This window comes from Methyloversatilis sp., assembly GCF_030696805.1.
Classification (GTDB): Bacteria; Pseudomonadota; Gammaproteobacteria; order Burkholderiales; family Rhodocyclaceae; genus Methyloversatilis.
The window spans coordinates 1-13,777 of record NZ_JAUYRO010000090.1; the positions used below are offsets into that span (position 1 = coordinate 1).

General features: G+C 65.5%; 1 protein-coding gene. It reads left to right on the plus strand.

What is annotated here, in order from left to right; all coding sequences use genetic code 11:
- A partial coding sequence (locus Q8R75_RS14190; protein ID WP_305663772.1) for a hypothetical protein occupies positions 1-13,777 on the plus strand: 13,777 nt, incomplete at both ends.

The window sequence follows — 13,777 nt, forward strand, 5'->3', positions numbered from 1 at the left end:
GATCGAACTGAAGGCCGGGCGCGACATCCTGGTCGACATCGACGCGATGGTGACGGCGGCGGGTGACGGCGCGGATTCGGACGGCGGCCGCGTGTATTCGATGGCCGAGCGCAGTGCGGTCATCCGCAGTGGTGCGGTGATGGACGCGAGTGCCGGGGCGAGCGGCGACGGCGGTTTCGTCGAATTCTCGGCGAAGGACACGGTGGAACTGGCCGGCGGTCAGTTTCTGGCTGACGGGAGGGCGGGCGGCGCAGCGGGCCTGGTGCTGATCGATCCGCTGAACATCGTGCTCAGCGCGAATCTGCTGCGCGGTGCCGGCGGCTACACCGGCGTGCCGGCGGGCGCGGACAGCGGGGTTACCGTGTCCGGGGCCAACCTGCTGCTGCAGGCGACCCGGAAGATCACGGTCAACGAGAACATCCTCGTGTCCAGCCGCCTGGTCGCCAGCGATCACGTGGATGGTGCGTCTATCGGCGATTCCGGCAGCATCACCTTCGAGGCGCGCGAAATCGAACTGAAGTCGGGCAGCAAGGTGCTTGCCCATTCGACCGGCAGCTTCGCCGCCGGCGATGTCAGCCTGCTGGCGAGCGACATCAATGCAATCGGTGCGGTGCGCTCGGCTGCCGCGAGCATCAAGGTCGAAGGCGCGACGATACGTGGCGGCAACATCAAGCTGTCGGCGCTGGCGGATACCTCGCAGATCGTCCAGTTGCTGGAAACCGCGCCGAATATGACGCTGTCGCAGGCGCAGACGTTTCTTGACACGGAAATGGACGACATTTCCGACGGACCCGGCGGCGAATACCTTGCCATCACGACCGACGCCACCGCGCTGACCGAAATCAAGGGTTCGCGCATCAGCGGCAGCGGTGACGTGACGATCAAGGCGCATGCCGGCGCGCGTGCCGGCTTCGAGAAGATCGCCACGGCCGATGTGACCATCGGCGACCATAACGGGGTCGCCAGCGAAATCAGCGGTCGCAAGATCGATGTCGCGGCGACGTCGGACACCTCGCTCACTTTCAACGTGCTGGGCAATGCGCTGCGGCTGGCCGACCAGAGCTGGCTGCCGGCCGAAGACAGCGGCGAGGTGCAACTGCTGAACGATCAGCTGTTCGATTTTTCCAGCATCCCGCTGGTATCGCTTTCGGAATCGACCGCGCGCGTCACCGTCAATGGCGCGACCGAACTGACGGCGACCGACACGCTGACGTTGTCCTCGTCCGCCACGTCGGCCGCCAAGCCCACGTTTGCCGGGCTGATCGTCTTCTCGGTGGCATGGGGTGAATCCACGGCGATCGCCGAGACCAAGGTTCAAGGCACGACGAAGCTGATCAGCGGCAACGCGACATCGGTCAAGGCCGTGACCGACACCGAGCTGAACGTGACCGCCAGCGTCAATTCGACCAACAAGCCGATCGATGCGACCTTCGTGCGTGCGTCCAACAACGCCACCACCAGCGCCGTCGTCGGCGACGACACGACGACCACGGCCGGGTCGGTCGCGGTCGAAGCGAACACCAAGGCCGACATTTCGGCTGGCGCGATCGCGTCGAACACCGGTGGCAGCGGTCTGGGCATATCCGTCGCGGTGACCACCTCGACCACGAACACCACGGCCACATTGGGTGGCGACGTCACGACCACCAACGGCGACGTCAAGGTGGACGCGAAAACCGACATCGCCAAGAACAGCAGCGCTGCCGAAGCGGCGACGCTGGGCAACCCGAACACGCTGTCGGCGAAGATGACGAATTTCACCGCTGGCATCCAGCGCAATGTCGGCAATTCGATACTCGGTGCCACTGGCTTGGTGAGTTCCGGCACGGCCAGCAAGATCACCGACTTCATGTTCCCGGGCATCAAGGAGGGCAAGTTCAATGCCGCCGGTGCCGTGTCCTACACCGACTCGGAAAACAACGCCAGCGCCAGCATTGCGGCCGGTGCGAGCGTGAAGGCGCAGGGCAAGATCGATGTGGTGTCCCTGATCAATGACCGCCCGAGTGCGAGTGCCGACGCCAAGGCCACCTCGACCGGCACCGCCATCGGCGGCTCGGTGGTGATCGCGAATTTCGAGAACAACAGCGATGCCTGGATCGGCGACCTGGCCGAGGTGGACGCCCGCGGTGCAATCCGGGTCGATGCGCAGACCCACATTCCGTACCCCTGGCAGATCGACTGGAGCTCGCCGGCCGTCATCCTGAATCACCTGCAGGGCAATCTGCTCGACCTGGTGCTGACCACGTTCGCACTGAATTCGGCCAGCGGCAAGAGCGGTGTCGGCCTGGCGGCGGCGGTGACCGTGTTCACGCTGGAAAACAATTCCAATGCGTGGGTCGGCGAGGGCGCAAAGGTCAATACTCGGTATGACAAAGCAGTCGATCCGACACTGGACCTCAGTGCGCAGTCGGTCGACGTCCATGCGAAGAACGACATCAACACCGTCAACGCCGTCGGCATCCTGTCGAAGAAATTCCTCGGCAGCAGCGGCGGCAAGGCGGCGATCGGCGGTTCAGCCAATGTGCTGAGCATCAGCGGCGAGGCGGTGGCGGGCATCCGCGATGGTGCCGACGTGCGCGCCGAGCAGGATGTCGAGGTCAAGGCCGAAAGCAACAACCAGATGGTCACCGTGACCGAGGCGGGCGGCAGTTCCGATCAGGTCGGCATCCAGGGCGCACTGTCGATGAATACGGTGCGCACCGACACGATCGCCTACATCGACGACAAGGCAAAGGTCGATGCGGGCAAGAACCTGACCATCGAGGCGGACAGCGAAATCCGGACGATTTCGGTGGCTGGCGGCATCGTCGTCACCAAGGGTCCGGTGGGCATCGGTCTGTCGGTGTCGCTCAACACGCTGGACGCCGACGTGCGCGCCTTCATCGGCAACCGCGACCCCCTCCTCGATCTGACGCCGGCCACCGGCCTCATCAAGGTGGGCGACGACCTCACGTTGAATGCCACGGCAGACACCGAAATCGGTGCCTATTCGCTGGCCGGCGCAGTGGCCACCAACAGCAAGTCGCAAACCGATGTGCCGGCCGATGCAGGCGAAACCCAGGATGGCGGCGGCAGTGCTGCCGTCGCCGGATCGGGTTCGTCGAGTGGCGGTTCGGCCGGCTCCGGTTCGTCGGGCTCCGGCGCCGGCAAGGGCAAGTTCGGCATCGCCGTATCGGGCGACGCGTCGGTCAATGACATCGAAGCCGACACGCTGGCCTACATTTCCAGCGGCGTCGAGATCCAGCAGGCCGACAATGTGTCGGTCACCGCAGACAACACGCTGGACATCAATGCGCTGTCCGGCGCGGTGACCATATCGACCCAGCAGGACGGCAACAGCATTGCCGGCTCGTACGCGCAGAACACGCTTGCCGGCACCACCAGCGCCTACATCGCCGACGCGATCGTGACCCAGAACGGCACGCTGACGCTCGACGCCGACGTCGATGGCAACATCAAGACCCTGTCAGCCACGCTGGCCGGTGCCAAGGGCAAGGCGGGCGTGGCCGGTTCGGTGTCGGTCAACGAAATCAGCAACACCACGCATGCCTATGTCGCGCGTTCGTCGCTGAGCGGCGTGACCAACGCGTTCATCGGGGCGAGCGATTTCTCCGGCATCCAGTCGGTGGCAGGCGCCATCGCCTTCGGCGGCAAGGCCGGCATCGGCCTGTCGTTTGCCTGGAACAAGCTCGACAACGACACCCTCGTGTATGTCGATGACTCCGATCTGCAGGCCGGCGGCAGCATCACTCTTGACGCTCAGACCGACAACGACATCGACACCATTTCGGCCTCGCTCGGTCTGAGCAAGGGGCCGCTGGCCGGTTCCGGCGCCGTGGCGGTCAACACCATCACCAATACGACCGAGGCACGCGTCCGCGGCAAGAAGACCGCGCTCGGCATGGACGCCGCCAGCGGCATCGCCGTGCTGGCGAAGGACGACTCGGAAATCTTCGCGCTGGCCGGCGCCATCGGTGCGACCAGCGGCAATGCGGGCATCGGCGCATCGGTCGCCTGGAGCGAGGTCGGCAACACGGTGAAGGCGACCATCGCCGGCGGTGCCGACGTGCGCACGACGAACGGCGAACTGAAGGTCGATGCGAGCGCCGACACGCGGATCGATGCCACGGCAGTGGCCGGCGGCGTGGCGGACAAGGTTGCGGTATCCGGATCGTTCTCGTCGGTCGAAACGGACAACACGGTCAGCGCCAGCATCGTCGGATCTAAGGCACAGGCGGACAACAATGCCGTCATCGTAACGGCGCGCGACACCTCCGGCATGCTGTCTATCGCCGGCAGCGCGGCGCTGTCGCTGGGTGGTGCGGCTGTCGGCGTCGGCGTGGCCTACAACGTGATTGACAACACCACCGAAGCACTGGTGACCAACTCGGATGTCGATGGCAAGAGCATCCGCCTCGAAGCCACCGAGAACGCAGAGATCGAGGCGATCGCCGCAGGCGGCGGCGGCTCGGCCAAGGTGGCCGTGACCGGTTCGCTGGGCATCAACACGATCAGCAACAGCACCGTGGCCCACGCGTCGGGCTCCGACCTCGATGCCAGCGGCGACATCACGATCAAGGCGCGCGACGAATCTGAAATCCTGTCGATTTCCGGCGCGGCGAGCGGTGCCGGCACCGCAGCGGTTGGCGCTGCCGGGTCGTACAACTCGATCGGTGGCGAAGTGCGTGCCGAACTGTCGGGCGGCAGTGCCGATGGCGCCAATGTGCGCGTCGATGCGGAGCGTCAGGGCACGCTCGACGTGTGGGCGATTGCCGGCTCGGCGGCGGGTACCGCCGGCTTCGCCGGCTCGATCGCACTGAACAACGCCGGCGGCGGCACGACCGCGCGCATCGACGACGGTGCGATCGTCAATGCGACCGGCAACGCGGTGGTGACGGCGGAAGCGGATGACTTCATCAAGTCGCGCGCCGGCAGCGTGGCGTTCGGCGGCAGCATCGGCGCAGCCGGCGGCATCGCCTTCAACGACATCCAGTCGACGACGACGGCAGAAGTGACCGGTGCCAACACTTCGGTGACCGCGCTCGGTGGCGGCTCGGGCGAACTTGTCGACAATGGTGCGCTGCGTGCCTACGACAGCAGCAAGCTGCCGTCGCAGCAGCCCCTGTCCGGTCGTCAGCAGAAGGACACCGTGAAGGGCGTCAGCGTGGTGGCGTCATCCACCGCGATGGTCGAGAACATCGCGCTCAGTGCAGCCGGTGGCGGCAATGCCGGTGTGGCAGCGACGGTCGGCATCGCGATGATGGGGGGCAGCACGACGGCCCAGGTCACCAACGGGGCCACGCTCAACGCCAGCCTGGGCAGCAGCGATCAGGAAGCGCGCGTCGCCGCCTATCACCACGACCAGATCGGCTCCGCCACGGGCGGCGCGGCGATTGGCGGCGATGCGGGCATCGGCGGAGCGGCTGACACGGCGGTGGTGTCGCACGTCACGACAGCCCGGGCAGACAACGCCACGCTGAAGGCAAACAGGGCCGTGACCGTCGATGCCGGTTCGACCAGCAAGTTTGAACAGGCCATCGTCGCCGTCGGTGGCGGCACCTACGCCGGTCTGGCGGGCACCATCGGCGTGCTGCTGGTCGATGGCACCACGCAGGCGCTGGTCAACAACGCCGATCTCGAGTCACAGGGCTCGATCAAGGTCGAAGCCACGTCGGACACCGAAGTCGACATCGATGCCGGTGCGCTCGCGGTCAGCGGTGTAGCGGGGGTCGGCATCACGGCCGTCGTGACGGTCGTCGAACAGGCCACGCTGGCCCGGGTCAGCGGCACCAGCCGGCTCGATGCCGATGGCGTCACGACCATCCGGGCCGATTCCGATTTCGATCAGGAAGTGCTGGCCGCCACCGCCGCCGCCGCCGGCGGCGCCGGCGTGGCCGGCACGATCAACGTGGTGCTGGCCAAGGGCACCACCGATGCACAGGTCGGCACCGGGGTGCTCATCAATTCGGACGCCACCTTCGGCGGCGCTGCGCAGAACGTGGTGATCGACGCTGATGACCTGATCCGGGTCGACAGTGGTCTCGGCAGTCTGGGTGTGGGCATCGGCGGCGCCGGTGTCGGTGCCGCGGTCGATGTCGTACTGGTGCGCAGCGGCGCTTCGGCCACCGTCGCCACCGGCGCGCAGATCACGGCGGACGGCAGCATTTCCGTGACGGCCGACAGTGTGCGCGATGTCGATTCGACCACTGTCGCGGCGGCAGGCGGTCTGAGTGCCGGCATCGCCGGAGCGGTATCGGTCATTTCCATCGGCACCCGGCCGGATGGCGACGCCAGCGACAACACCACCGGATCGGTCAGCAAGGCGACCGAACTGGCGTCGCGCAGCGCCACCGGCAACCAGATCGACAGTGATACCGATGCTGCCGATCAGTCTGCCGCGCGGGCCAACACGGCGCGTGCCGGCATCAATGCATCGTCCGATTTCAACGCGACACCGGCAAACACCTCGGCCGCCGCAACGGTGGCCGGCGGCGCCACGCTGAACGCCGGCGGCAACATCGAAGTGCTGGCGCACACGCGCAGCGACACCGATGCCACGGCGGTCGGCGCGGCCATTTCGGGCGGCGTGTCACTGGGCGGTGGCATCGCGATTTCGATGGTCGAAGACCGTACGCTGGCCAGCCTGGCCGGCACGACCACCTCCGGCGGCAACATCGTGGTCCGGGCGACCGGCGATCAGCCCGACGTGTCGAAGCTGCGCACCTATGCCGGCGGCGCGGGTCTGGCCGGACTGGCCGCCAGCTTCGCCTGGCACGAAAAATCCTCGACCGCCACCGCCAGCCTCGGCGGCAGGGTCACGGCGAATGCCGGCAGCGTGACGGTCAACGCAAAGGTCGATCACAACCTCGATGCCGAAGGGGGCGCTGCCGCCGTGGGTGTCGTGGGCATCGGTGCCGCCATTGCCTACGTCGATGAAACCAGTTCGGCCGAAGCACGACTGCTTCAGGACGCCGACATCACGGCGCGCTCGCTAGACGTGTATGGCCAGTCCCGCACCACTTCAAAGGGTGAGGTGATTGCGGCGGCCGGGGGCATCGTGGCCGGTGCTGGCGCGGACGCCAAGGTGAGCGACGTGTCTGCCGCAAAAGCGACCGTCGGCAACAACGTGAAGGTGACGACGGTCGGCGGCCTGACGCAGATCCGTGCCGACAGCGACCCGGTGGCCGAAGCGGTCACCGTGGGTATCGCCGTGTCGGCTGGCCTGTCGATCGGCGTGTCGCTGGCCGAAGCCACGGTGGATACCGATTCGCTGGTGACCATCGGCACCGGCTTCGATGTCACGGCGGGCAGTCTCAGCCTGAAAGCGGAAACACTGCCACGCGCCGGGCGGCGCACCGCGTCGGCCGATGCACTGGCCGCCGGCGGTGGTCTGCTGCTCGGCGCAACGGCCACCGAAGCCATTGCGACGGTGGAGTCGGCCACGCGCGTACAGATGGGCACAGGCCACGACATCAAGCTGGGCAACGGGGCGTTCAACCTGCTTTCCAAGTCGCGCGTAAGCGGGCTCAGCGACGTGAGCGGCATCGCGATCGGCTTCATTGCGGCCGGTGGCAACAGTGCGGAAACGACGGTCGACAGCACGACTGAAGCGCTGATCGGCGCCGGCGCGATCAACGCCGGCAGCATTGTCATTCGCAGCGAAAGCAGTGATGAGCTGGACGCCGGAGCCACGTCCGGTGCCGGCGGCCTCGGTACGTTGCTGGCTGCCAGCGTGGTCAACGACGCCGACGCAGTCACCACTACCCGGGTCGCCGGCACGCTGCGCGCGGCCACGATCGATATCGACGCCAAGCACACCACCGACTTCCAGGGTACCGCCGACAGCACGTCGGCGTCGGTAGCCGGCTACTCCGGCGCGTGGGTCAGCAATACGGTGGACAACACGACCAGGGTTGAACTGCTGAACGGCACCCGCATCGAGAACGCGCAGACGGTCGACATCGATGCCGAAACCCGCGTCATCAAGGGTTCGGCCGGCGCAGGCTGGACGGTGCAGGCGGCCTCGGGCGGCATCCTGTCGGGTGCGTCGGGCGCCAGTGTATCGACCATCCATAACGACACCGATGTACTGATCGGCAGCAACGCGTTCATCGGCAGCAATGTCACCGGCCTGAACGCCGGTGCGATACGGATCGGCGCGAAGAACGACATCGACGTGTACGACGCGGTGCTGCTCGACACCGGCGGGGCGATCGCGATTGCGCACACGGAATCCTTCATACTGGCCAACCGCAACGACGCCGACATCACGGTCGGCGCCGGAACGCTGCTGCAGAGCGACGGCGACATCGTGCTCGATGCGCGTACCGAAGCGGTGGTCGATACCGAAGCGCAGAGCAAGACCTACGGACTGGCCGGTGCGCCGTCCGGCGAGTCGCTGTCGCGCCTGATCACCAGCAATGACATCCACCTGAACGGTGCGAGGCTCGAATCGGAAGAAAACATCCGCCTGCTGGCCGGGCACAACAACAACCTGGTTGCCGATGCCGAAACCCGGCTGTGGAACAAGACGGTCATTCCGATCAACAGCGTGCCGGATGCACACGGCGAAATCCGCCAGGACAACCGCATCAACATCGCCGCCTACAGCGCAGACCTGACCGGCATCACCGGCATCCGTGAGCAGCAGATCGCACGCGCCGCCGTCGCCTCGGTCAAGGACATCGATCTGAAGGCGGGCGAAGGCAGCCACACGACGCGCGGCTACGGCAGCGGCACCGACCTGTACCGTGAGGCGCTCGAAGCGCTGGGCAGGATTTTCGACGACGACCTCAGCCTCGACATCAAGGGTGGTTCGCAATTCACCGACTCGCGCTCCGGCGTCGACGTCAATGGCACCGTGTTCGCCGGCACCCGTCATCACCAGTATCTGGAATTCGGTGCCAACGGCCAGGTGGTGCGCCAGTCCGAGAACATGAGCTTCAGCCGCCGCAACAACGTGTCGCTGCAGCGGGAAATCCAGAGCCGGATCGACGCGCTGCAACTGCTCTACAACGAGTACGTCAATGACAATCCGGATGTCGCCAACGGTTTCCTGAACGACATCCAGATACTGCAGGCGCGTCAGACACAGCTGGGTGTCGGGGCGACCGTGAATTTCGTCGATGTAAACCCCGCCGCCGCCTACACGGGCAACATCAGCATCACCGGTGACTGGCTCAAGGGCGCCTCGTCAGCGGAGTTGATCGCACCGGGCGATTCGATCATCGAAGTGATCAACAACGGCAACCAGTTCCTGCGCATCAAGCCGGGTGTTGCGGCGCTCGATTGTGTGGCGGCGCTGTGCATCCCCGGCGAGGCCGGTGGTCTGGTCACGCTCAACGGCGTGCGGGTCAGTTCAACGGCCGAAATCAATGCCCGCAACCAGTACGGTCAGGTGGCTGGTTTCGCCGCCGGCAACGTGGTCGATCGCACCAATTCGCCCGACCCGAAGATCCTGCTGAAGAACACCTTTGAAGATCCGGTCAACCTGAATGCGCTGAAGCCGGAAGTCCATGTCGATGGCGATCTGTCCAACGCGCGCGGCATCGTCAAGATCGAAAGCACCGGTTCCGTGCTCGTGGCGTCGAACGTCGTCGCCCAGACCATTGATATCGCAACCAAGGGCGATTTCATCAAGACCTTCTCGCTCGGCTTCAGCCACCTCGCGGGCGACCCTTCGCTGTACGACGTCGTCGCCGGCTACATCAACAGTGCAGGCAATTTCGTCAATGGCTACCAGCAGCAGTACGAGGCGATCGCGAAATCGGAATTCGGCGTCGCCAACGGTGCTTTTTCCACTACCCCCTGGTTCAGCAACTACAAGGCGTATTCGGTCGCCAACGCCGGGCTGACCTCCGAAGGCAGCACCATCGCCGGCAACAACGTGTTCATCAGCGGCGAGAAGCTGAACATCAACGGGCTGATCCAGAGCGGGCTCACCGACTACAACCTGACGATCAATTCGACCGTGCTCAATCAGGCGAAGGCGGCGAATGGCGGCTGGGTCGCGCTGGCACTGCCGTCGGCCGGCAGCACGCTGGCCGATGTGTTCAGGCCCAAGGTGCGCTGGGACAGCGCCAGCAACACCCTTGAACTGGGCTCGATCCAGGTCGAGGGCGGCTACATGCAGTTTTATGGCGACATCTTCAGTACCGGCAACGGTCAGTTGAAGGTGCGCGACGGCTATGGGCGGATCGAAGTCAGCAACACCTCGGGTGCCAGTCTGGCGCTCAACAGGCTCGATACCGGATCGGCCGCGGCCGGCACGATCAAGATCATCGATACCAGCACCAAGCTCAATGGCAAGCCGCTGGAGACGGTGATCACCCGCCTGAACGGACAGGTCACCTACACGCGGACAAATGCTTCATCCGATCGTCTCAGCCCGACCGTCACAGTGTCTGGCGATGCATCCGGCCGGCTCGCGTCCTACAACCCGCGCGGCGAGCGCCGCTTCAAGTGGATCAATGCTGAAACGTACGACGTCTACAAGTGGGAAACCTATTCGAAGAGCCTGCTGTTCGATGCCGCATTTCTGGACGCGCTGTCCAGGGATCCGGGGGGCCGGTCGGGCGGTGACACGACGACCACGCGGACCGAACGTATCAGCGGCGACTGGCTCGCGCAGGACAACCGCACCGCCGACTACATCATGGACTTCACCAAGACGCGAAGCGGTGTCGCGACCAGGGGTGTTGACTCGCTGTGGGTCGTCGACAGCTACGGTTCCGACTGCGCCGGTGACCTGTGCGTCTCGAAAACGTATGTGTCGCGCAAGGAATGGGAGTGGACCGAGCGCAACTACTATGTTCACAGCCTGAACGCATCGAAGGCGATCAACATCCAGTTCATCGGTCACGACACCGGTCTGCTGAACGTCAGCAGCAACGGCGCGCTGGCACTGCAGGGCGCTGTGCGCAATCTCTCTGGAAACACGTCGCTGTCCGGCACCAGCATCGTGGCGGGTGACGTCGCCCAGATCGTGGCCGGCAACCTGACGATGACGGCGACCAACGGTTCGATCGGCGGCCCTGCCACGGCCGGCAGCAACCACATCAAGCTCGACCTTCAGGGCACGGGTGCCCTGACCGCGACCGCCACCGGCGGTGTCGCCCTGTGGGAAACCAAGGGCGACCTGCGCCTCGTCAATGTCACCGGCGGCAATGGCAGCCTGGTCGACCTGAAGGCGGACGCCAATCTGGTCGACGCCAACGGTACGGCCAACAACGTGGCGGGCGGTTTCGTGCGGCTCACATCGGAAAATGCGGGCATAGGCAGCATCGCCGATCCGCTGGAGATCGATGTCCGGTCGCCGAACGGGTGGATACAGACGAGTGCTGCAGGCGACACCGGGCTGACCGAAACCAACGGCGACATGAGATTGCTTTCGGTGTTTGCCAATGGTGGAGACGTGCGACTCGAGTCGGTCAATGGCTCGATCGTCGACGTCAATGAAGCACAGCAGGTCGATGTGGAAACACGCGCCCAACTGCTGCAGGTGGCACAGCGTGCGCGGCTGACGGCATCGGCGGGCGCTGACCTGAGCATCGACAAGACGCTGAAGGCCTACAACGATCAGAAGAAGCAGGATTACCTGCAGTACTGGCAGATGCGTGGCTTGAAGGAAAACTTCGACCCCAGCGGCGTATCGACCGGCTTCACCGCCGTCGCCTATGACGCCGGCTACACCTTCGTCCTCGATGCGCAGACCGCTCAGGCACTGCGTACCGCCAATGGCTGGGGCGACGCCGAAATCGCCGCCTACCAGAACCAGCGCACCACCTTCTTCCACCAGGCGGCAACGGAATTCGGTACCGGTGATGCCGGCAGCTTCAACAAGAGTTTCAGCTACAACGTTGCCACGCAGGACGCCGCGCGCGCCAGTGCGCTGAGCGACGGCGGCACCTGGACCGAAGCCGAAGTCACCAACCGCATCGCAGCCGGCCTGTTCAAGGACACTTCGGACACGGAAGTCCTGATCGAAGAGGCCAATGTGATCGGCGAGAACATCCAGCTGATCGCCGCACGCGGCATCGGCAAGGAAAGCGCTGCGCTGGTGATCGGCACCAACCCCACGGCGTGGACGGAAGATGAGCAGCTCTCGTTGATCGCTGCCGAGCGTGCCGACGTGCGCATCGACACCGATGCGAAGACCATCACCATCCTGCGCAAGGACGACGTCGATTTCACCGCGCAGAACAACGGCACGATCACTGCAACGGCGACCGACAGCATCTACCTCGGCTCGGAAGAGGATGTGCGGGTGGTGTCGATCTCGACCCCGGCTGACGTGCGGCTGAAGACGGCCGGCGCGCTGCTGAGCGCTGCGACGACCGGGCAGGCGGCGGTGCAGTCGCGCAACGTGACGCTGGAAGCCGGTAGCGGCAATCTCGGTCAGGACACGCTGGCCCTGATCGTGCAGGTGGCTAACAACGCCACTGTGACCGCGCGCGCCGGCGGCGATCTGTTCCTGTCCAGTCTGGTCGGCGACCTGCGCATCGACCAGATCTACACACCGGGCCTGGCCCGCATCCGCTCGGCGGGCGCGCTGCTCGAAGTGTCGTCCGATCTGCAGCGCGACATCCAGGCGCGCTACCTCAGCCTGTTCGCAGGTACCACCATCGGTGGCGCCGGCAGCAGCGAACTGGACGCGCTGGATCTGGGCGCTACGCCCGACGGCTGGGTCGAACTGGAAGCCGCCGATGGCATCCACGTGCGCGCCGTCGATGGCGCGCTCGACGTACGCAGCGCGCTGTCCAGCGCCGGCGACGTCACGCTGCGCTCGCCCGGCAATCTGAGTATCGGGACCATTGATGCGGGCGGCAAGCTGTTGCTCGATGCCGCCGGTGACGTGATGCAGTCGGCGAATGACGTGGCGGCGGTCGGCAACATCGACCTGTCGGCCGCGCGCTACATCATGGCCGACGGGGCGACGCTGCGTGCCCGCGACGGTCGCATCGACATCGCCACCACGGGCGATGTCGTGGTCGGCCGCATCGAGGCGACGACCAACGCAACGGCGCAGGCGCTGCGCATCGCTGCCGGTGGCGGCATTTACGACGGCGGCGACCTTGGGGCATACGATCTCGTGGCCGCCACGCCGGGCGCCGGCGTTGTGCTCGAAGCGACCGACGGCATCGGCAGCGCGACCTGGAACAACGGCGCGCCGCTGCCGCTGGCGGATGCACTCGAAACCGACATCGCAATGATCGATGCGATATCGACCGCGGGCGGCCTGCAGATCGACGAGAAGGACGATGTCGCGATCGGCACCATCGAAACCGATGGCGACCTGTCGATCAAGGCCGGCGGCACGATCAGCGGCAACAGTGCTTACACGGCCCGCGGCAATCTTGACCTGTTGTCCGGCAACAGCGTGACCGTGCTCGAGGCTACGGCGCAAGCCGGCAACGCGACGGTGATCGCCGAACAGGACATCATCATGGATGCCGTCACCGCAGGGCAGGGCGTGAAGCTCGAGGCGATCAACGGCCGCGTCAGCGTGAAGCGGCTGACCGGCGATACGCTGGACATTTCCGGCAAGGGCGACATCGATCTGGGTACGCTCAGTGTGAGATCGAGGATGAGCTTCAGCACCGAATCAATCACGGCCAGGGTCGTCCACACCGGCACCAGCGGTCCGCTGCTGATGAACGTGACGGGCCCGCGCGGCGGCATGGCGCGCTGGGTCGATCTGACGTTTGACAGTCCGATCGGCACGCGCTTCGAGCGGCTGTATTCGCAGGACGCGCGGATCGAGACGGAACGTGGCTGG